The sequence below is a fragment of the Bartonella grahamii ATCC 700132 genome (assembly GCF_000518085.1).
Classification (GTDB): Bacteria; Pseudomonadota; Alphaproteobacteria; order Rhizobiales; family Rhizobiaceae; genus Bartonella; species Bartonella grahamii.
Genome location: NZ_JACX01000006.1, coordinates 61702 through 85027, shown reverse-complemented (window position 1 = coordinate 85027; position 23326 = coordinate 61702). Strand labels below are relative to the sequence as shown.

Genomic DNA, 23326 nt, shown 5'->3' with positions numbered 1-23326 from the left:
TACTTATAGAATTTTATAGAAAAATCATGTTAGCATAGGTGATGGGGTGTGCAATAGCCATATTGCGAGTTAAAGTGGGGGGCGGATGTTTTATCAAAGTAAAGTTAAAGAGGGTTTATCCGAAAAATCTGTTACAGAAAGAAAAAAGCCATGTCAAATAGGGCAGAGTATTTTTTCTAGATATGATGATGCAAAGAACGGCAGTTATAACCAACAAAAACTTTTTTTATTGACACTCTCAAAAGAAGTAATCATTCGTTTTCGCAAATGGCTAGAAGATTGTATCAATAAAGAAGTTTCTTTTGGTATCCTTTTTTCGCTGATTTTAGTCTTTTTTGCCCTAGGAATCATTTTTTACTTTCATTTAGAGTGGGAGCCAAGTTGGGGACAATTGGGGGCGTTGGTCAGTATTTTTCTGGGAATATTCTATGTTGCACGTTTTTATCGAAAAATATGGATTCCCGTGGGATTTTTATTTTGTATTACATTGGGTGCTTTGGCGGCAAAAATAGAAACGTGGCGTATTGCAACACCCATGTTAAGCAGTGACATCGTCACCACATTGACGGGAAGAATTGTTTCTATTGAGTCAGGCACCAAAGGGGGATTTCGTTTAGTTTTGGATGTTTTTAGTACAGAAAAGCCCATATTATGCCATAGTCTTCATCGTATTCGTTTATCGGCAAGATATTTGCCATCTGGCTTAGAAATTGGTGATGGACTATATGGGAAAGTTAAGATTCGTGCATTTTCTGGGCCAGTGCGTCCAGGAGGCTACGATTTTAGTTTTCATAATTATTTTAAAAGAATTGGGGCACAAGGCGTTTATTTAGGAAAACCAAGAAAAATATCGGTTTCGCAGCCTGATGGAATATTCGCTATCATTCTACAGAAAATTGAAAATTTACGCACGAAGATGACACAAAGAATCCGTATAGCCCTTGAAGGAGAAAAGGGGAGTGTTGCTGCTGCTCTCATAACAGGGCAGCGTGCTGGCATTTCAAATGAGACAAATGAAGCATTACGTACGGCTGGATTAGCCCATATTTTATCAATATCAGGTTTACATATGGCGTTGTTAAGCGGCATAGTTCTTTTGAGTATTCGTAGTTTTTTAGCATTTTTTCCAGTTTTTTCTTCCTATTATTCCAGTAAAAAATTTGCTGCTATCGTTGCGTTTATGATAACAGCTTTTTATTTGTTATTGTCGGGCTTAGCAATATCAGCGCAAAGAAGTTTTGTGATGATTGCTGTTATGTTGGTTGCTATATTGTGTAATCGCTCTGCTATAACAATGCGTAATTTTTCTATTGCAGGGTTGATAACTCTGGCGATGACACCCCATGAAATATTAGGTCCTAGCTTTCAAATGTCCTTTTCTGCGACTGCTGCTTTGATAGCTTTTTTTGATTGGTGGAGTGGAAGATCATTTTTTCGTAAAAGAAAAACAACCCCCTCTTATGTTGGAGGAGGAGTGATAAATTTTGCTTTCTTATCAATGCTTTCAACATGTGCTTCTTCCCTTGTTGCAGGGAGTGCAAGTGGAATTTATGCTGCTTATCATTTTTCTAATACGGCATCTTTGAGCATTATCAGTAATGCTTTTGCTTTGCCTGTCATTTCAATTTTTGTCATTCCTTTTGGATTAATTGCAGTCCTCGCAATGTTAGGAGGATTCGAATGGCTCCCCCTTCAAATTATGGGGTTTGGTGTTGATCTTGTGATAAAGATTGCGCATGCTATCAAGGCTATTTCTCCTGATTTGAATCCTGGTTTTATGCCGTTATCTGCGTTGGTTTTATTGAGCATAGGCTTGGTTGGACTGACTTTTTGCAAAACACCCATCCGGCTCTTTTTTAATTTGTTTATTTTGGCTGGTATTTCTATTTGTGTAATGCATTCACCTGTACAACTGATTATAGCAGATAATATGCGTCTCGTGGGCGTTATCTATGATAAAAAATTATATATTGATCGTTACCATATTTCTAAGTTCACGACATCCATATGGAAAAAGTCATTTCGTGTGAATGAAACGATTAAACCAACAAAATATGGTCCTTCATTGCACGGACAATTTATTTGTGATTATCATGTATGTACGTCATTATTAGAGAATGGATTAAAAGTAGTTGTTTTACAGAGAGAAACAGATCAATGTGTAGAGGCAGATATTCTCATTCAGACATTTGTAATGCGTAATCCAACATGTTATAAGAAGGCAAAAATAATATTTACGCCTCAACAATTGTTATCACGAGGAAGCGTTATGATGACCAAAGGTGGAGATATTATTTGGTCTTCGCTAGGGTTTCATAGACCATGGAATATGCACAGACAGCATTCATAAAAAATATAATCTATCATATTTTGCTTCACATTTGGATAATGACAAAACAAAAAATAATAGAAAACTTTTCTGATAAAATTTTGCGGTATTTAAATTAGTAAGTTTATCAAAGTCATTGAAACGAGATAATAACCTACAGTTTTCTAGAAACAGATGATTTTTATATCTGATCATTTTAAATTTTTCAAAAAAATTGATATGTGCATCTTTGTGCATCCTATTGATAGCACAAGATAAATCAAAAATTTTTATTGAATGAGAAAAATGCTAACAAATTTTCTCAAAGAAATAAAAAAGATAATTGTTGATTATTCTATTTTATTCTTATCATATATTTCTATAACGAGTAACATGCTCTTCAAGCAAAAGATGATGGTAAATTTAAATAGATTGCGTCAAGAGGTTATCTTTTATTATCATTATTATCGGTGGTAATAGGGGTGATAAATGCTGCTTATACGGATAAAAGGCAAAGTCATTCATGGATGTTCAGCAGTTAAAAAAAATGGCAGCTATTAAAGCGCTTGAATTTATTGAAGATGATATGCGGCTTGGTATTGGATCTGGTTCGACAGTCAATGAATTTATTCGTCTTCTTGGTGAGCGTGTTTCGGATGGTTTGCGAGTGACTGGTGTTGCTACTTCACGATATTCTGAACAACTCTGTCGTAAGTTTGGAGTGCCTGTTAGCACTTTAGAACAAATACCTGAACTGGATCTTGATATTGACGGAGCAGATGAAATTGGTCCTGAGATGATGCTCATAAAAGGTGGAGGGGGAGCATTGTTGTATGAAAAAATTGTAGCATCGGCATCCCGTGCAATGCTTGTCATTGCTGATGAAACAAAGGTGGTAAAACGACTTGGTGCTTTTGCACTACCAATTGAAGTTAATCCATTTGGTATCCATACAACACGCAGAGCCATCGAAAAAGTCGCTGATGACTTAGGGCTTTCTGGAGAAATTGTATTGCGAATGAATGGAAAAAATCCTTTTGAAACAGATGGGGGGCATTTTATTCTTGATGCATTTTGGGGCTGCATTTTGCAACCAAAACCATTATCGGACGCACTTCTTGCCATTCCTGGTGTTGTTGAGCATGGCCTTTTTTTGGGATTGGCTTCACGTGCAATTGTAGCTATGGTTGATGGTCAAACAAAAATTTTAGAATCTTTTGATTTTTAGAGAAGACAGTTTCATGACGATATGTTAGCACAATACAATAAATCAAAGAGTATTGAAATTTTGAATAAATAACGCATTTGAATTATAATTAATTATCGGGGTAATCATTAAATGAAAACAATATTTTCTTTTCAGCGTTTTGTCGTATATTTAGGTGTAGTTGCAGTTTTTATTGTGAATATTGGAATGGCTTATGCACAAGGTGTGAGCGATCAACATTTAGCTTCAGCTAGAAAGGCTATAAGTGCCATTCACGCAACAGATCAGTTTGATAGTTTTTTACCAAATGCGGTAGATGATCTTAAAACTGCACTGATGAGGGATGATCCAAATTTGGCAGAGGCTATTTCTGATATTGTTGATAAGCAGGCGCTTGCTTTAATTAAAAGGCGCTCTGATCTAGAAAAAGAGATTGCTCATGTATATGCAAAATATTTTACTCAAAAAGAGCTTGATGCAATAACAGCATTCTACAGTTCTGATACCGGTAAAAAGTTTTTGACAGAAGTTCCCAATATCGCACGTGATTCTTATTCAGCATTTGATGTATGGCGTTCTGCGCTTATGCGGGATTTTGTAGAAAATGTGAAAAAAGAGATGTCTGAAATACTTAATTTGAATAATTCTACTATGCCTACAAATATACCTATAAAATCAGAATCTTCAGAAAATAAAAAATAGCTTGATTGATATCATGACAACCACTGGGCAATTTCTGACTTTTTAAATAGCGGCGGTTTTCCCGCCGTTTTTAATATTTTAATGAGAGTAGGTCTTTTTAGAATACGGCTTTATAAAAAAATGCTTCTTCAAAAGAAAAAAAGACTTTCATTTGATAATAAATGATCTTAGCCTATTCTTGCAGATACATAAGAAGGAATAATTCGTGGGCTCTTTTGACTTTGATTTATTTGTTATTGGAAGTGGTTCTGGTGGAGTGCGTGCAGCACGGCTTGCTGGAGGACTCGGTAAGCGTGTTGCTATAGCAGAGGAATATCGGATAGGGGGCACTTGTGTTATTCGTGGTTGTGTTCCCAAAAAACTTTATGTTTATGCATCACAATATGTAAAAGAATTTAAGAAAAGTGTTGGTTTTGGGTGGAAATATGCGGATCCAATTTTTAGTTGGGAAAAGTTGGTTGCAGCTAAAAATAAAGAAATATCAAGGTTAGAAGGGCTGTATCGTAAGGGATTAGAGAATAACAATGTGCATATTTATGAAAGTCGTGCTACTTTTGTAGATGATCACACATTAGAGCTTTCTGCCACGGGTGAGCGGGTAAGTGCAGAAAAAATTTTGATTGCAACAGGGGCAAAAGTTGCACCAAATACTTCCATAGAAGGCGGTGGATTTTGCCTCACTTCTAATGAGATTTTTGACCTTGATCAACTTCCAAAATCAATAGTCATTGTTGGTGGAGGGTATATTGGTGTTGAATTTGCTAATATTTTTCATGAATTAGGTGTAAAAACAACGCTGCTCCATCGTGGTGATTTAATCCTTCGTGGTTTTGATCATGATTTGCGGCAATTGCTCAGCGATGAAATGACTGAAAAAGGGATTTCTATTCTCTATGGTGTAACAATTTCTAAAGTGCAGGCTGCAGAAAATTGTTATGAAGTTATTTTATCAAATGGGCAAACGATTAGTGCCGATCAGATTATGTTGGCTACGGGGCGTGTACCAAATACAACAGGTTTAAGACTTGAGCGAGCAGGTGTTCAAGTGGATGAATTTGGTGCAGTTGTTGTTGATGAAAGAATGACAACGAATGTACCCCATATTTGGGCTGTTGGTGATGTAACAGGTCATATTCAATTAACACCTGTTGCGATTCATGATGCAATGTGTTTCGTGAAGACTGCGTTTGAGAATATTCCCACGACACCTGATTATGATTTAATTACGACGGCAGTTTTTTCTCAGCCAGAGATTGGAACAGTTGGTCTTTCAGAAGAAGATGCGGTACGTCGTTATAAGCGTCTTGAAATTTATCGTACAGTTTTTCGTCCTATGCGTAATGTTCTTTCTGATAGTTCAGAGAAAATGCTTATGAAACTCATTGTTGATGGTGAAAGCCGTATTGTTGTGGGCGCTCATATTTTAGGGGAAAACGCTGGTGAGATGGCACAGCTTATTGGGATAGCTCTCAAAGGAAAGCTGACGAAGGATATCTTTGATGAAACGATGGCAGTGCATCCAACGATGGCAGAAGAATTGGTAACGATGTATAAACCAAGTTATATATATGAAAATGGGAAGAAAATAGAAAGTTAAACAGCATATATTGCGGTAAAAAGCTTTTGATATGCCAATCTGTAAGATTAATCTTTAGAGAGAGTGTAATGATAAAAGAATGGGCACCTGACTCTTGGAGAACAAGGCCAATTAAACAAGTTCCGACTTATCCGGATAAGTCTATGTTAGAGGATGTTGAACGAAAACTGAGAAGTTATCCTCCTTTAGTTTTTGCTGGTGAAGCACGTGATTTAAAAAATGAATTAGCAGCTGTTGCAAAAGGACAAGCTTTTTTATTGCAAGGTGGTGATTGTGCCGAAAGCTTTGCAGAACATGAAGCTGATAATATCCGTGATTTTTTTCGTGTATTTTTGCAAATGGCGATTGTTTTAACCTTTGGTAGTTCTAAACCGGTTGTTAAAATTGGTCGTATTGCTGGTCAATTTGCAAAGCCCCGCTCTTCTGATATCGAAAGCAAAGAGGGAGTTGAATTTCCTGCTTATCGGGGGGATATTATTAATGGCATTGAGTTTGAAGCCGATTCTCGTATTCCAGATCCGCAACGGATGTCTATGGCTTATCGCCAATCTGCGGCAACACTTAATCTATTGCGTGCTTTTTCACAAGGTGGCTATGCTAATTTAGAAAATGTACACACATGGATGTTGAGTTTTGTTTCTAACAGTCCGCAGGGGGAACGTTATGAATTATTGGCAGAGCGTATTTCTGAAGCAATTGATTTTATGCGTTCCATAGGGATTACATCCAAAACACATTCTTCATTGCGTGAAACATCTTTTTATACCAGTCATGAAGCACTTTTGCTTGGTTATGAAGAGGCTTTGACTCGGATTGATTCAACTTCAGGAAATTGGTATGCAACATCCGGTCATATGTTATGGATTGGTGACCGTACACGTCAGATTGACCATGCTCACGTTGAATATTGTCGCGGCATTAAAAATCCTATAGGATTAAAATGTGGTCCTTCCATTGAGTCTGATGAGCTTTTAAAATTAATTGATATTTTAAATCCAGAAAACGAGCTGGGGCGGCTTACTCTCATTACGCGTTTTGGGTATGATAAAGTTGAAAATTATCTGCCTAAACTTATCCGTGCCGTTGAACGTGAGAAGCGTGCGGTTATATGGTCATGTGATCCAATGCATGGCAATACGATTACTGCCAATGGTTATAAGACGCGTCCCTTTGATTATGTTTTAAAAGAAGTAGAGAATTTTTTTGCAGTACATCATGGAGAGGGAACTTATCCAGGAGGTATCCATATTGAGATGACAGGTCGTGATGTTACTGAATGTACAGGAGGGGCGCATGCTATTTCTGTAGACGATTTATCTGATCGTTATCATACGCAATGTGATCCACGGTTAAATGCAGATCAAGCGTTAGAATTGGCTTTTCTTGTTGCTGAACTCCTTAAAAAAAATCGTGTGACTGATTCGTTAGGAATTGCTGTTGGTGGGTAGGAAAAAATTTCCTAATATACTTTTAGGTCATTATGGCAGAAGAGAATTTTTAAAAAAGTGATATTTCCTGATGATGAAGAATAAGTTGTGGTTGCTAAACTGATGAAATGATACAAAGGCTTATGAAAAATGATTTTCGGGTATCAATTGCCCAATTAAATCCTATTGTTGGTGATATTGAGGGGAATTTTTCTTTAGCTGCCATGGCACATCAAAAGGCCAAAGAAGAGGGGGCTGATCTTGTTTTATTCACGGAACTTTTTATAAGCGCTTATCCGCCGGAAGATCTTGTTCTAAAACCTGCTTTTACAAAAACATGTGAAGAGACTGTTAAGAAATTAGCAAAGATAACCGTAGGCGGACCAGGAATTGTCATTGGTCTTCCATTAAGACGCAATGGCAATATTTACAACGGTGTCATGCTTCTTGATGAAGGGCGAGTCATTGCCGAAAGTTTGAAGTTTGATCTACCTAATTATGCTGAATTTGATGAAAAGCGTTTATTTTCTTCAGGCCCACGACCTGAGCCTCTTATCTATCGTGGGGTAGGACTAGGAATAGTGATTTGTGAAGATATTTGGAATGATTCTTCACTTTGTGCGGAGCTTGGTAATAAAGGAGCGGAAATTATTCTTGTCCTTAACGGATCTCCCTACGATCGTAATAAAACCTTAAAACGTATAGATGTTGTTCATACGCAAGCTCTACGATCTGGGGTACCAATTATTTATGCTAATCAAGTTGGTGGTCAAGATGAGCTCGTTTTTGATGGTGGGTCTTTTGCCTTGAATGGAGAAGGAAAAAAGATATTTCAAATGAAGCACTTTGATAGCCATATTGCTTTGAGCCATTGGCAAAAAATAACGACGGGATGGCACTGTATTTCAGGTCCTAATGAAAGTCTTCTCAATGGATTAGCGGCCGATTATCAAGCTTGTGTTTTAGGTTTGAGAGATTACGTTAATAAAAATCGCTTTAAGGATGTTATTCTTGGTCTTTCAGGAGGAGTTGATTCAGCCCTGTGTGCGGCAATGGCGGTGGATGCTCTTGGCTCTGAGAGAGTTCGCACCATTATGATGCCTTATCACTATACTTCACAAGAATCGTTAAAAGATGCTAAAGAGTGTGCACAACTTCTAGGATGTCATTATGAAATAATACCGATTGAGCAACCTGTTGAAGCTTTTTTGAACGCAATGGCGCCAGTTTTTTTAGGGTTGCCGTCTGATGTGACAGAAGAAAATCTTCAAAGCCGTGTACGTGGAACTATTTTAATGGCACTTTCCAATAAATTTGGCTCAATGGTAGTGACAACAGGCAATAAGTCGGAAATGGCTGTGGGATATGCAACACTGTATGGTGATATGAATGGCGGGTTTAATCCTCTTAAAGATATTTATAAAATGCAGGTTTATGCATTAGCTGAGTGGCGCAATAAAAATCACTTGCACAATTTGAAAGGACCAGAAGGAATTGTCATTCCATCCAATATTATAGAAAAAGCGCCTTCTGCAGAGCTGCGGGAAAATCAAAAAGATGAAGATTCTCTTCCGCCTTATCCTATTCTAGATGATATCTTGCAATCTCTTATAGAAAATGACATGAGTATTTGTGATATTATTAAACGTGGGTATTCACGGGAAACTGTTGAGAAAGTTGAACAGCTTCTTTATGGTGCCGAATATAAAAGACGACAATCTGCACCCGGTGTAAAAATCAGTTACAAGAATTTCGGACGCGATCGTCGCTATCCCATAGTCAATCATTTTCGCGATAAAAATTGAGTATTATTTTATGGTTAAAGTTCGTTTTGCTCCCTCTCCAACAGGTTATATTCATATTGGCAATATCCGTATTGCGCTTTTCAATTGGCTTTATGCGCAAGCGCATAATGGAGCATTTATCTTGCGCTATGATGATACAGATGTTGAACGTTCTAAACAAGAATATATCGATGCTATTGCTGTTGACCTTGAATGGCTTGGTATTCAACCAGATGCAATTTATTACCAATCTAAGCGATTTAATCGATATGATGAAGTTGCGGAAATTCTCAAACAACGCGGGCTTCTTTATCCCTGTTATGAGACTGCAGAAGAATTAGAACGGCGTCGTAAAATCCAGCTTTCACGCAAATTGCCTCCTATTTATGACCGTGCAGCATTAAAATTGACAGCAGAAGAGAAAAAAAACTTTGAATCACAAGGTCGTAAACCCCATTGGCGTTTTCTTCTCCCTAATTTTGAAAATGATCCTCTACAAACAAAGCGAACAGAAGTTTGTTGGAATGATGCAGTAAAGGGAAAGCAGACGATTGATTTGGCTTCTCTTTCAGATCCTGTTCTTATTCGTGAAGATGGAAGCTATCTTTATACATTGCCGTCTGTTGTTGATGATGTAGATATGGCTATTACGCATATTATTCGTGGGGATGATCATATTACAAATACAGGCGCTCAAATTGCTCTTTTTAAAGCTCTTAATGCAGAATTACCGGTTTTTGGCCATATCAATTTATTGGCAACAGTTTTAGGAAAAGGACTTTCAAAACGTAACAATGATCTTTCTATTCGTTCTCTACGGGAAGAAGGATTTGAATCTATAGCTGTTCAATGCCTTGCCGTTTTGATTGGGACATCGCAAAATGTGCATCCCTATCCCAATCAAGCAGCGCTTTTAGAGCATTTTAATCTCCAAGATACGTCAAGATCCGTTGCAAAATTTGATATTGCTGATCTTCTTGCTTTGAATAGTCATCTTGTCCATGAGTTAAACTATGAGGAAGTAAAAATGCGCCTTAAAAAACTTTCTATTGAGGGAGATAAGGCGGAATATTTCTGGAATGCGATAAGAAGTAATATTAATAAAGTCAATGATGCTGTTTTGTGGTGGAAAATCATTCATGATGAACAGAATTTTGATACAGTGGCACTAGAGGATCGTGCTTTTGTGCGCCAATCACTCGATTTCTTACCTGAAGGTGCTTTGAATGAGGAAAGTTGGAAAATTTGGACAACAGCATTAAAAGAAAAAATAGGTCGAAAAGGAAAAGCTTTATTTATGCCATTACGTCAGGCACTTACAGGCATGGATCATGGACCTGAAATGGGAAAAATTTTGCAGCTTTTAGGGCGTGAAAAGGTAGCAGAAAGACTCTCTAGGAAATAAGAGCGGCTTTTTTTAAAGCATTTCGTTCATTTTACTCTTAAAGAGAGTAAAGAACGGGTTTATTTACACGTTTTTATAAGCATGAAAGCAGGAATTTCATCACCAAATCCAAGGGGCGTGTAATTCTTATTTTTTCGTGGGCGTTGTTGCTCAGATGGCTTCTCTTTATTATTTGCATTTTTGATATATTCTGTTTTATTCTCTTCTACAGATTTTTTAGTGTGAGCAACAGGCTCTTTTTGAGCAGTTTTCTTTGATGATTTTGAAGATTTTTTCTTTACAACAATATCTTCTGTTTGATCATCGGCTATTAAAGTTGAGAGATCTCCATTGAGCCATTCAATTTTTTCATTACTCATTTCCTCAATGGCATTGATATATTTTTGATCAGCTTTTGTGACAATTGTAAAAGCTTTTCCGCTACGATTTGCACGCCCTGTACGACCAATTCGATGGATATAGTCTTCAGCATGTGTAGGGACATCATAGTTAAATACATGACTTACAGCTGGGATATCAAGTCCACGGGCGGCAACATCAGATGCAACAAGAAGCGTGAGTTTATTGTCTTTAAAATCGGCCAATGTGCTCATGCGCGAGTATTGGTCCATATCTCCATGAAGTGCACCTACACTAAAATTATGCCTGACGAGAGATCTAAAAAGTTCAGAGATATCTCTTTTTCGATTACAGAAAATAATAGCGTTTTGAAGCTCAGCACCTTCATTATGAATAAGTTCTCGCAAAACAGCTCTTTTATCCCATGACTTACTTCCAGATTTGACGAGCCGTTGTGTAATTGTGGTTGCGGTTGAGGATGCTTTTGTAACTTCAACAGATACAGGAGAATGTAAAAATTGTTTCGTTAGTTTTGTAATTTCTGGCGCCATTGTTGCAGAAAAGAACAAAGTTTGACGCGTAAAAGGAGTTAGCTTACAGATGCGTTCAATATCAGGAATAAAGCCCATATCCAACATGCGATCAGCTTCATCAATAACAAGGATTTCAACGCCCATCAGGAGCAGTTTACCGCGCTCGCAATGATCAAGAAGGCGTCCTGGCGTTGCGATAAGAACATCAGCTCCCCGTTCAAGTTTGCGATCTTGGAGTTCAAAAGAAACTCCACCAATCAAAAGAGCAACATTTAAACGATGATTTATTCCGTATTTATCGAAATTTTCTTCAACTTGAGCTGCAATTTCTCGTGTTGGTTCTAAGATGAGCGTACGGGGCATTCGTGCTCTTGCACGACCTTTTTCAAGGAGAGTGAGCATAGGCAATACGAAAGAAGCGGTTTTACCTGTTCCCGTTTGGGCGATTCCTAAAACGTCTTTTCTTTGAAGGACATGCGGAATTGTTTCACTTTGAATAGGTGTTGGAGTTGTATATCCCGCTGATTTCACCGCATTAATAACCTTTGCGGAAAGACCTAAATCATCAAAACTGTTTAAAGATGGTATCATTTTTTTATCAATTGCTCTGTGATTTTAACTGCGCTACCTAAATGATGATTATAACCAATATTCTACACTCTTAAAAAGTGTTAAGATGTTTTCACAAAAAAACTAACTATAACAATCATATACATATAAAACGCATAATACAATCATTAATAGCGAAATTGTTCTGATAAAATGCGCTCATCCCATGAATGATTTGAGTCAAAAAGGATTGAAGCTGTTACTTCTGTTGCCATTGAAATAGTAACTGAATGAACAGATTTAACTTCAATATTATCTGCAGCAGCGTTGACAGGGCGTTTGTCAGGTTCAAGCATATCAAAGCGCACTATTACTGTATTGGGAAGCAAAGCTCCATGCCAACGCCGAGGGCGAAAAGGACTAACGGGAGTGAGGGCCATAAGGGGGGCCATAAGAGGTAAGATAGGTCCTTGTGCTGATAAATTATAGGCGGTCGATCCAGCTGGTGTAGCGACGAGAACACCATCACAACTTAATTGTTCCATGCGTACGTTGTTATCAATGGTGATGCGAATTTTTGCGGCTTGATAAGATTGCCGAAAGAGGGATACTTCATTAATTGCAAGCGCCTCGATAGAATCTTGACATTCAGATTTTGCAATCATGCGCAAGGGATGAATTTCTTTTTTATGTGCGACAGCAATACGATTGGGCAATTTTTTTTCATGAAATTCATTCATAAGAAATCCTACAGAACCTTGATTCATACCATAAATAGGTTTGCCTGTGTTCATGACGTCTCGTACGGTTTGTAACATTGTCCCATCACCACCGATTGCAACAACAATATCAGTTTCTTCCAGAGAAGAATGACCATAAACGGAAATTAATTTATGGGTAGCTTTGATAGCGTCCTCAGTTTCTGCGGAAATAAAATGAAAGCGACTTGGTAATGTAGTCATTAAAAAATTATCCTGATATTTATAATGTATGTTGTAACTTATTTTTGAGAGTTTTGAAGTTGTAACAAAAGCTCTTTTTATAATAAAAAGAGCATTGAATAAAGAGAAGTTATTTCAAGGTAAAGTATCATTGAAAAGTAAGAGGAGTGCGTTGTTAGATAAGTTACAAACAAGTAATTTTTTTATTAGAATGATAATTTAGCATTGAAGCTAAGAGTATGATTAGTTAAAAGACCATAACTGATTTTAATAATCAGTTTTAAGCACCCGTAGCTCAGCTGGATAGAGCGCTGCCCTCCGAAGGCAGAGGTCACAGATTCGAATTCTGTCGGGTGCACCAAATTCTTCAACTTCATATCATCCTAAATAACAATATTACCTAAAAAGAAGCCAATTTCCTCTTTTATGAAAATGGTCATTTGATTTGTTTATTAAGTTTTATAGCGAATAAGCAAATGATTTTAAGAGAAGTAAAATTTACGGCTGCGTATATAATTTTTCGATTAGTCATTTTGAATATCGAGATAAAAAAGCAAGATTATCTAAATATGCTTTCAATTTAACTATAACATATATAACATAAAAATACATATTAATTCAATATGTTATTGTATAATTGATCTGGCGATATTGATAGTAGATAGCTAAATATATTGTTCTGAGCATTAAAATAGATAGCTAAATTTGCTTTTGTTCTATTTTTGGAGCTAAAGGCTGTTATGGTGAGGTGGAACGCGGATGAGGATTATCACCAGTTAAAGGAATATTAATGGGGAAAAAAATAATCGTCAAGATTTGAATTGTTTCAAAACGCTGTATTCGGTATGGTTATTATGGTTTTGAGAATGGGTATCGGGAAATTTCTCTATACACCAATATTGCCGGTTATATTGGATGAGGGATTGTTTACCTTTAATCAACTTTCTTATATAGCTAGCGCTAATTATGGTGGTTATTTAGTTGGGAGTATGTTCGTTACGTTTGGCAGAATTGGGAATATATCTCTTTCTCCTCACATGCTATCTTGTGCAGCTATAGTAATGAGTGCACTTATTATTTCCATGGCGTTAACACTTGGTCCTTTTGATCCGATTTGCTTCTGGTGTTGCGAGTGTAGCAATGATGGTTTTGGGTTCTATAATGGTCATGCAGCATAGCCATAATAGGCGGATTATTGCTTCGTTTTATGCAGGTGTAGGAGTTGGTATTCTACTAGGTAATGAATATGTTATTATTAGTTTGAACAGGACGCTTGATGCGACAAACATTTGGTTTGAAGTCGGCTTAATGTTTGTTCAAAACTTTTAAAAACATACAGGTTTAATTATGACAACAATATCAAAAAATATCCCCGTTATTTATTCCATTGCAAATGAAATCGCTCCTGTTAATAAGAAAAAACATCCCAAAAATATGAATTGACCACTCAAATGGATTTCGTGACTGGTCATATATTATATCGCATTTGTGCTTTAAAAGATTTTGGTGATGTAAAAAAGCGATCTAGATGGTTTTATTGAAAATGAAAGCAACCTCTCTCATGGTGGCAATTACTGGGTTGCTGATAATGCCTGTGTTGTAAAATCTGGTCGTGTTTATGAAAATGCAAGGGGCAATGGCAATGCTGCCATTGGTGGCTATGTGTATGGCAATGCCCTTATATGTGATAAAACCCGCGTGTATTTTGGTGCTCATATTTATAACAATGCTCATCTTTCTTATAACGTTTGAGTTTATCATTATGTGCGGGTTTATGGAAATGCAAAATTATCCGCTAGTCTACCTATTCATAGCAATGCCGAGGTTTATGATCATGCTGTTGTTAGTATGGCAAAGTTTATGGCAATGCCAAGATCTCTAGTTATTTCGTGATTAGAGGTAATGTATATGGCAATGCAAGAATAAAAAGACATAGCGATTTATATTCGCTTCCCATAAATTGTGAGGTTTATGAAAGTGATAATGTTGCCAAGATTGATAAACAGAATAAATGACAGGCGTGGGGAGCGCCTTTTTGATGGCTATAAAAACCTGTCATAAAAGAAAGCTGTGTCAATTGATATGATGCGGCTTTTAAATAGAGGTGCTACAGATCATACAAAAGAAATCAATAATGAATGCATATATACAACATATCATATTGCAAGCGCTCTATTTTATTGATTAAAACTTATCAAAAGGAACATAAATGACAGGTATGATTTTTAATCACTCATTTGAATTACAGAACCTATAAACACTTTGTTTATGGTTATAAAACGTATTAAGAATAACGCCCTCATTTTTGAGGGGGCATTTGAAACAAAGCACATTATCAAAATGCCTCTTTTAAAACGTTTTTTGCTTGTTTGCTTGCGTTATATCATTAAAAGACTTTTGATTTCATAAGACATAACATTATCAATTTTATTATCTGTTGTGATGATACTATCTATATAATGCCAGCTTGTCATTTACTAACTTTTTTAGTAAGCCCCGCTTTAAAATCGACTTGTCTTTAAATCCTTTTATGTGTTCTTAATGAATTAAAATCATATCTTATGATAGCTTCAAATGATTATTTCTTTTAAGGTTTCGCTCAAAAAAAAGTAAAACCCATACTATTCTTTAAGTGCATGCAATTTATGTTATCGATAATTCCAAACGATTACGTTTTTAACAATGCGATTTGTGTGTGATAAAAACGTATCATAAAATTTATGAACTGTTATGAATGATAGCTGCGTTTTACTTCATTTGAATGTTTACATGCCTTATAACACTTGCATCATAATTTGCTTTTTATAGTCTATTCATACATGGCAATTGTTTATAAAAAATGGTCAATTGAATCACGTATAAAGTGTGAATTCTAAATGGAATTCATATAAAATAATTTCACACAAACTATTGACTTTGTTGTTTGTTTTTTATGATAAGATTCCATCTCGTTTAGAGGTTGCAAAAGAAATCACCAAAGACCTTATTGATAAGATTCTTCTCTTATACGGTGTTATCAATTTTATTGCAGAAAGCTGCTTCGCTTTTGACTTTTGATATGGATACAACCTTTTTTGAGGTAGAGCAAAGAATTTTTTAGCCATGGAGAGTGCAACAGCGCTCTTCAAAAATCTTGATTGGTCTGTTGAGAAAATTAAAGAGGTAGATAATTATTCAGCACGTTATCAACTACCAGATCGTGAAGTACAAGTTCTTTATAATGACGCAATTATCAAAGGTTATCCGCAATTTGATGTTGGATTTTCGATTAGTACTGGTATTTTAGCTGCTGCCTGCATGGTAATTGACCCCTATCAATTCTCAGCACTTACAAGATCTAAAACTTGACTTTGATAAAAAGTGGTTGAGAGTTTGTGAAGAAGAAATATATGCGGATTGGTTGAAATTAGAGCTTGATTATGTCTTGAAATGGGTGATGGAAAAAATTGATCTTCATAAATGCTTTTGTTCCAGATATGGAGCACTACCTTGGCAAAAGAGTGAAGTTGAGGCACATAAGGTTATCAAGATAGATGATGCAGATTATAGCTACTTCATATTGGTGCACTGGCTTTATTGGGTGATGTTGCAACCTTACAATCTTATTATCAAAGTTTCAGTGCAGGGGATCATTTAGGCTTTGATGAAAATACCCAAAAGATTCATCTTGAACGTGCATTGGCTTTAGCCAAAGAAGTGGTGAAATCTAAGAAACTCAGCTACACTTTAATTGCAAAAGTAGCAAAAAATATGAGCCATGTGGAAGAAAAAACAAAGTTCTTAATAAGAGCTTTCCAGAGAGGTGGAGCTTCATTCTTGGAAGGAAAAAAATAGCTAAATTTATCGAAACAAAAGATAAGAAATATCAAGAAGATCTCAAAAAATTATAGGAACCAGAGTCTAGTTTAACGCTGCCATTATCAGTTGAGTGAACCCAACAATGGCGGAGTTCTATCCATTGGCGGAAATCTGATGTTTGAAAGATGATTTCTTGATGTGAAGCTAATGTTATAATAAATAATTATTATAAATCAATATGTTGTATATATTCATAATTTTTGAGATTAATGACCAGTGACAAATAATTTTGCATCATTTTTTCTTTTACAGCTTTTTGTAAATCATCAATGAAAATTTTTATAATGGAAAGTTTATTGATAACATAACTTTTGTATGTTCATTACTTTACGCTTAAAAAATATAAAAATAATGAAATGAAATTAAGTCATCAACTTCTTATTCTTTTCAATTTTTAATCATAAAAAAATCTTTTTATTCATCTTGCTTATAAAAAGAATTAGCTTTTTTCTGGTAAGACAATTGGAGAAATAAGGATTTTAGATATGTTTCGGCGTTCCATTTCAATCACTTTAAAGTGTAAACCATCAGTTTCAAAACTTTCTCCCTCATTTGGTAAATGACCAAACTGCCAAAGCATAAAGCCTGCCAGAGTCGTATAACGATCTGCTTCATCCACAAGGTTACGCCCAAGATAACCACTTAAACGGCGGATATCAGCATATCCCTCAACAAGAAGACTGCCATTTTCAAGTCGTTCTGCGATCATGAGTGCTTCATCGTCATCAGGAAAGTCTCCTGCAATAGCTTCAAGAATATCAGTTGGTGTTGCAATTCCTTCAAAAGATCCATGCTCATCAACAATAATTGCAAGCTGAATCGAAGAATGACGTAATTGCTCCATCAATCGTAAAACACTTGTATTTTCATGAACAACGAGGGGTTCTCGCATAGCTTTTTTCCAATTAATCTTTTTCCCCTCAGCCAAATTCAAAAGAAGATCTTTTGTCAATGCAACGCCAACAAATTCATCTACTTTTTCACGCGCAAGAATTAAGCGGCTATGTTTAACCTTTTGTAATTCTTCACGCATTTCATTTTCATCAGCATTTAAATCTAACCACTCAATCTCATTACGTGGCGACATGATAGAGCGAACAGGGCGATCAGCTAAATCGAGAACACCACGAATCATCTCCTTTTCTTCTGGTCTAAACAACTCAGAAGCTGCAGCCTGTTCAGCAATAACATCTACAGTCTCAGCAAGATGACTATCTTTACTTCCTCCTCCTAAGAGCCTCAAAACAGCATCAGCTGTTCTACTGCGTAGATCATTTGTTTTAATCATTTTTTCACGGTTACGACGTCCAATTTGATTAAAAGCTTCGATGAGAACAGAAAAACCAATAGCAGCATACAAATACCCTTTGGGAATATGAAAACCAAATCCTTCAACAATGAGAGTAAAACCAATCATCATCAAAAAACCAAGACAGAGGATTACAATAGTGGGATGACGATTAATAAAACGCATAAGAACACCAGATCCGCACATCATTACTCCCATAGCAGCTATGACTGCGATATACATAACTGTTGCCTGCTCTTTTGCAATCATACCTGTTGCGGTAATAATACTGTCTAGTGAAAAAACGGCATCCAGCACCACGATTTGAACAATTACTTGCCAAAAAACAGCATAAGCAACACCTGTTTTTCTTTCATGTGATACCCCTTCTAACCTTTCATGTAATTCTAGCGTTCCCTTTGCTAGCAAAAAGGCTCCACCACCGATTAAAATAAAGCTATGCCAACTAAAGACAAAAGATGAAAGTGAAAGAATTACCCTATCGAGTCTCATAACCCATCCGATAACAGTAAGAAGGAAGAGCCGCATAATTAATGCTAAAGTAAGACCTAGAAAGCGTGCGCGGTCACGCAAATGCAGTGGCAATTTTTCAGCTAAAATTGCAATAAAGATAAGGTTATCTATTCCTAAAACAATTTCGAGAAAAACCAGCGTGATCAAACCAAACCACGCATGGGGATCAGTGATCCATTCCATCATTCCTTACCTTTTAGAAGCTTAAAAGCGCGCGATTGACAAAAAAAATTCATAGGCTTTTATTCGTATATTGGATCATGAACATTGAATGTAAAAAAATTTATATTCAACGAAAAAAACAGCAAAATATTGCTTGAATGCATGTGATTATTGATAAAACAAAATGATGCCCCATCCCGCTTACAACCACAAGAAGGTTCCTCTAAATTTTGCTCGGGCATTATGCTCGATAATCCTCCAACTATGGGTTCTGTATAACAATCAGAACATTCATTTATAAAGCTTCCTATAATGGGTTTATTTTTATATAAGATCAAGTGGTGAATATCATATTTTTAACCTTACAGACAATGAGTCTATATAACAAACAACAAAATATCTGGACATCGATCCTTAGGAGCGTTATAGAAACGCTCATTCTCATCTTTTGAGAAGCTTATGGGTGATTAGCTCAGTCGGTAGAGCAGCTGACTCTTAATCAGCGGGTCGTGGGTTCGATCCCCTCATCACCCACCATTTGATTTGATACCATAAATAACGTATTGATTGCGTAAATTTTTTAAGATACGAGTTGCTAAATAAAATTGGGAAGTAGGATTTTCCCATATGCGTTTGTTTAAAAGTAAAGATTGTTGATATAGCTTAGTCATCAGGTTTTGTACTTTTAGGGGGCTTAAAGATCTTTTAATGTTGTTTCTTTTTTTTAATCGCAATTGGTAAGGAGAAGTTTCTTACCGACAATTGTGTTATTTAAAGGGGTATAAAAATCAACAGTTTTCACTTCTTTTAATATAAATTGACTAAAATTTTTTGGATTTTTGGCATATTGTTTAAAGATAGAAGAAACTTTACATTTTAGTCGTGTCAGCAGCGTGGATATTTTTTGATAACTCTCCCGCTTAAACAAAAAATCTCTGTAATAATCATCAGTATTCCAAGAGGGTGAATCAAGATAAAACAAAGTAATTAGCTGGACATAACAGGAATAAAATTAGATCAGTTTAATGGTTTAAAGCTAATATCCTGCTAAACGACAGAAAATAAGCTTTAATAAGGATTCAAGTTCTAAAATATTAAACCGTGCAGTTACGTTATGCTGTTTTCCCGTTAGCTTAACCGCTAAAAAGATAAACATTAAGAAAGCTGCTCAGAATCATTATAATATATTGATTTATAATAATTAATTATTCTTTATTTAAAAAAACTTTATTATAATAAACTTCTTTTTTTTCAATCCCTCTTATAATGAATTAATTAAAATTATTACTTCTGCATCATAAATGAGATTAACGTGTGGATAAAGACTATTGAAGAAAAGCATAAAAATGATTCTTATTAACGTTCTTAAGCGTCAAAAGTTATCACAACATTGGAAAAATAGTATAATGGCGCAGGCTTTCTCTTTTATTAAGTATAAAGATGATGGTGCAACAATGGCTTTACTATTATACTATTTATGGGTGTTACTGTGTAATGGGGAAGAGCACTGAGAGATGAAAATTTCGTAAAGTTTTTCTTGTATTTTTATTATGATCGTTTAGGAAAAATTCTTTTATTAAAAGGGTTAAGTATTCTTGATTTATATACTTTTTCTTTTTTTAATAATAAAATGAAGTTATTTTCAGATAGAGGTTTTTAAATTTGAGTATTTTTTTTTGCAATGATGTGCTTTATCCAACATAAAAATCGATTACATAATAAAATAGTACTTTTAATATTCAAGTTTATGGGAGTTTTTTTGAAGGAAAATAGATAAATATTTCTATATTTTTCGTAAAGTAAGATTCTTATAAAAGGGGACCTTCAAGTTTCAATGTAAAAAAGATAAATAAAAATAATGATTGTATTAATTTACATATACAATCGATTAGCATGGATGATAATCCTTTATAGGCACACAAAAAAGAAGTAGTTGATAGCCTTTTATTTATTCAGGAGGTGTTTTGGGGGCTCTTTTCCAGTATTGATGCGCTTCAAAAATGGCGACCACAAATAATGAAATGATAAGCGGTATAATCAAATAAAACATTCTAAAGACAATAAGTGCTGCAATAACATCGGTTGGATTTATATTGGGCATGCCTGTTATGAAGAGAGCTTCAAGAACTCCTACTCCTCCTGCTGGAGCATTGGAGAGAAGAGTTATCGTAAAAGATGCTAGGAAAACACCGAGAACAGAGATAAAATGAATATCTGCGTTGTGTGGGAGAACAGCATATATAATTCCTGCTGCTCCTAAAAGCTCTAGAGGGCTAATGAGAAGCTGTTGAATAACAATTTTCAACCGTGGATAGGAAAGTTGAATTTTCTTACCCAAGCGTAAGGGTTTTAACTGAAGCCAGCTGCCAAACGTATAAAGTGCTATACAGCTGAGTAAAATTGCTCCAACCGTCGTTCCTAGCCATTCAGGAAGTTCTTTATGAATGAGGGTGATAATTTCGGGTTGTAGCACCAAAACGATTCCCAAAAGTAAGACTGTGCCGATTACAAAAGTAAAAGAACAGAAACCTACTAATATTGCGATTTCTGTTCCGTTTAATCCTTTCATTTTATAGGCACGATAACGCACAACGGCACCAGAAAAAACTGAAGCACCGATATTGTGTGAAAGAGCGTAGGTTGTAAATGAACATATAGCGATAAAAATCCAAGAAATTTTATGGCCTAGATGTTGCAAGGCAATTCGATCATATCCAGCAAGAGCAGCATAAGCTAGGAGAGAACATAAGCAGGCTAATAACCAGTGCTGTGCATTTAAATCGCTCAAGCGCTCCAATACATCCCCAAATGAAATGGCAGAGAGTTTCATATAAAGAATCCGAATAGATATCAGCATTGCTAAGATACCAATCAATGGCCATATAAATTGCTTTATTTTCACGATTCTTTACCCATTTTATGTTTTCTGTAAATTTTCATGATTGAGCATATTCTGTACAGATCTTCGTTCCATTATATACTCCATAATGCCATTGGCAACTTCTTCATCATCCGTTACTACAACATCAGCACCTAAATCAATGAGATATGCTGTTTCTGTGTCGGATAATGCATGTGTGATTATCTGGATATCTTTCTTCATACCACGTATATTCACGATACATTCTCCTACTTCAATGGTGCTTCGCATTGTAATAACAACTTTATGTGCATTATTTATATTTGCTGCGTTCATTATTTCTTGTTGAATGATATTGCCGCAAATAGCCTCAAAGCCATCTGCAATCGCTTTATCAGAGAGGCGTTTTGATTCTTCTACGATCACTACAGGGTTACCTCTATTTATTAAAGATAATGCAACACATTTACCAATACGACCATAGCCAATAATTACGATATGGTTATTTTTTAAGGTCATCGGTAAAAAATCTTGGTCAGGATCTTGTGGATCAATATCAATAATTGTTTGGGCATTTTGTGAAGATGCAGAATTTTTTTCTAGACGTTTTTTAATTTTATTACAGGCAATGAAAACAAGAGGATTGAGCAAAATAGAAAAAATTGCTCCTCCAAGAATTAAATCATGAGCGTCATTGTTTAAAAGTCCTAAGCTTAAACTTAAACCAGCAAGGATAAAGGAAAATTCTCCGATTTGGGCAAGGCTTGCAGAAATAGTCAAAGCTGTTGCATTAGAATAGCGAAAAGCCTTAACGATGAAAAAGGCAACAGCAGATTTTCCGATTACGATAATGAATAAGGTTGCTAAGAGAGGAAAAAAATGAGTTAAGAGTTTCTCTGGGTCAAATAACATGCCTACAGAAACAAAAAAGAGAACAGAAAAGGCATCGCGCAGTGGTAAAGATTCTTCCGCGGCACGGTGGCTTAATTCTGATTCGCTCATGACCATACCAGCAAAAAAAGCACCAAGAGAAAGAGAAACACCAAATAAATGAGCAGCTCCGAAAGCTACTCCTAATGCAATAGCAAAAACGCTAAGACGAAATAATTCACGTGATCCCGATTGTGCGCTCATTTTTAAAAGCCATGGGATAACGCGTCGCCCAATGACGAGCATAAGTGCAATAAATACAATCACTTTCAGGATGGTGAGACCAAAAATACCCCAAATACTTAAATCCAACCATTGAACAAGAGGATCCAACGCTTCTTTTTTGGTGTTGCTGAGGGCACTTGCCAAGGAAGGGATGAGGACAAGTATAAGGACCATTGCTAAATCCTCAATAATCAACCATCCAACGGCAATGCGTCCTTTTTCTGTTTCAATAAGATGACGCTCTTGCAAAGCACGTAGAAGGATAACAGTACTTGCTATGGATAAAGCAAGGCCGAAGATCAAACTACCACCGAAGCCCCATCCCATAATCAAACCAAGGCACAAACCTAGAAAAGTAGAAAATGCCATTTGTGCAATAGCAGCGGGGACAGCAATAGCTTTGACAGATAAAAGATCTTTTAATGAAAAGTGGAGCCCAACACCAAACATCAGCAAAATAATACCAATTTCAGCAAGTTGATTAATGATGACGGAATCTATTTTAAATCCGCCTGTATTGGGTCCCACAATAACACCGGCTAACAAATAGCCTACAAGTGGTGAAATACGCAAACGGCTAGCAATCATTCCCAAGAGAAATGCTAAACATAAACCTGCAACAATAGTTGTGATAAGTGGTGTGTCGTGGAGCATGGATTATTTACTATTCTTGATCA

General features: G+C 36.0%; 16 protein-coding genes and 2 tRNA genes. 13 read left to right on the top strand and 5 right to left on the bottom strand.

The genetic code is table 11. The features are described from left to right. Positions 1-85 precede the first annotated feature (85 nt). The 7 genes from U736_RS0103185 (at position 86) to gltX (ending at position 10430) form a co-directional block, all read left to right on the top strand. Positions 86-2350: a ComEC/Rec2 family competence protein gene (locus tag U736_RS0103185; RefSeq protein WP_012755060.1), complete on the top strand. Its 2265-nt coding sequence runs from the start codon at positions 86-88 to the stop codon at positions 2348-2350. A gap of 481 nt (positions 2351-2831) precedes the next feature. Beyond that, positions 2832-3536 (top strand): ribose-5-phosphate isomerase RpiA, encoded by a 705-nt coding sequence (rpiA, locus tag U736_RS0103180; protein WP_012755061.1) that lies wholly within the window; start codon positions 2832-2834, stop codon positions 3534-3536. Between the two features lie 111 nt (positions 3537-3647). Beyond that, positions 3648-4217, top strand: a complete 570-nt coding sequence (locus U736_RS0103175; RefSeq protein ID WP_012755062.1) for a DUF2059 domain-containing protein — start codon at positions 3648-3650, stop codon at positions 4215-4217. Between the two features lie 205 nt (positions 4218-4422). Then, positions 4423-5814, top strand: a complete 1392-nt coding sequence (gene gor / locus U736_RS0103170) for a glutathione-disulfide reductase (RefSeq protein ID WP_012755063.1) — start codon at positions 4423-4425, stop codon at positions 5812-5814. A gap of 68 nt (positions 5815-5882) precedes the next feature. Next, complete coding sequence (locus U736_RS0103165) at positions 5883-7262, top strand: class II 3-deoxy-7-phosphoheptulonate synthase (protein ID WP_012755064.1); 1380 nt, start codon at positions 5883-5885, stop codon at positions 7260-7262. Positions 7263-7384: 122 nt separating this feature from the next. Then, the gene (locus U736_RS0103160; protein WP_081429757.1) at positions 7385-9046 is read left to right on the top strand and encodes an NAD+ synthase; all 1662 of its coding nucleotides are present in this window, start codon (positions 7385-7387) and stop codon (positions 9044-9046) included. 10 nt (positions 9047-9056) lie between these two features. Next, on the top strand, positions 9057-10430 hold the full coding sequence (gene gltX / locus U736_RS0103155; RefSeq protein ID WP_012755066.1) for a glutamate--tRNA ligase: 1374 nt from the start codon (positions 9057-9059) through the stop codon (positions 10428-10430). A 59-nt stretch (positions 10431-10489) separates the two neighbouring features. Here the strand turns inward: gltX and U736_RS0103150 are convergent, their stop codons facing one another. Together U736_RS0103150 and U736_RS0103145 are read right to left on the bottom strand one after the other, a co-directional pair. Continuing rightward, the gene (locus U736_RS0103150) at positions 10490-11893 is read right to left on the bottom strand and encodes a DEAD/DEAH box helicase (RefSeq protein ID WP_012755067.1); all 1404 of its coding nucleotides are present in this window, start codon (positions 11891-11893) and stop codon (positions 10490-10492) included. 146 nt (positions 11894-12039) lie between these two features. After that, positions 12040-12813, bottom strand: a complete 774-nt coding sequence (locus U736_RS0103145; protein ID WP_012755068.1) for an NAD kinase — start codon at positions 12811-12813, stop codon at positions 12040-12042. A gap of 263 nt (positions 12814-13076) precedes the next feature. On the opposite strand from U736_RS0103145, the gene U736_RS0103140 reads away from it, so the two are divergent. The 5 genes from U736_RS0103140 (at position 13077) to U736_RS12160 (ending at position 16626) form a co-directional block, all read left to right on the top strand. Next, positions 13077-13153, top strand: a tRNA-Arg gene (locus tag U736_RS0103140). Positions 13154-13637: 484 nt separating this feature from the next. Next, on the top strand, positions 13638-13970 hold the full coding sequence (locus U736_RS13070) for a YbfB/YjiJ family MFS transporter (protein WP_425351852.1): 333 nt from the start codon (positions 13638-13640) through the stop codon (positions 13968-13970). Next, the gene (locus U736_RS13155; protein ID WP_274532018.1) at positions 13888-14121 is read left to right on the top strand and encodes a YbfB/YjiJ family MFS transporter; all 234 of its coding nucleotides are present in this window, start codon (positions 13888-13890) and stop codon (positions 14119-14121) included. The genes U736_RS13070 and U736_RS13155 overlap by 83 nt, the downstream gene beginning before the upstream one ends. A 1773-nt stretch (positions 14122-15894) precedes the next feature. Next, positions 15895-16140 carry a hypothetical protein gene (locus tag U736_RS12165; protein WP_026500295.1) on the top strand — a complete coding sequence of 82 codons (246 nt, stop codon included), beginning with the start codon at positions 15895-15897 and terminating at the stop codon, positions 16138-16140. A 228-nt stretch (positions 16141-16368) separates the two neighbouring features. Then, positions 16369-16626 (top strand): type III secretion system chaperone family protein, encoded by a 258-nt coding sequence (locus U736_RS12160; protein WP_012755071.1) that lies wholly within the window; start codon positions 16369-16371, stop codon positions 16624-16626. Between the two features lie 463 nt (positions 16627-17089). On the opposite strand, the gene U736_RS0103100 is transcribed toward U736_RS12160, so the two are convergent. Then, complete coding sequence (locus tag U736_RS0103100) at positions 17090-18658, bottom strand: TerC family protein (RefSeq protein WP_034451627.1); 1569 nt, start codon at positions 18656-18658, stop codon at positions 17090-17092. Positions 18659-19095: 437 nt separating this feature from the next. On the opposite strand from U736_RS0103100, the gene U736_RS0103095 reads away from it, so the two are divergent. Continuing rightward, positions 19096-19171, top strand: a tRNA-Lys gene (locus tag U736_RS0103095). Between the two features lie 1411 nt (positions 19172-20582). Here the strand turns inward: U736_RS0103095 and U736_RS0103085 are convergent. Further along, positions 20583-21536, bottom strand: a complete 954-nt coding sequence (locus tag U736_RS0103085) for a lysylphosphatidylglycerol synthase transmembrane domain-containing protein (protein WP_012755073.1) — start codon at positions 21534-21536, stop codon at positions 20583-20585. A gap of 15 nt (positions 21537-21551) precedes the next feature. Next, on the bottom strand, positions 21552-23303 hold the full coding sequence (locus tag U736_RS0103080) for a cation:proton antiporter domain-containing protein (RefSeq protein ID WP_026500294.1): 1752 nt from the start codon (positions 23301-23303) through the stop codon (positions 21552-21554). Positions 23304-23326: the final 23 nt, after the last annotated feature.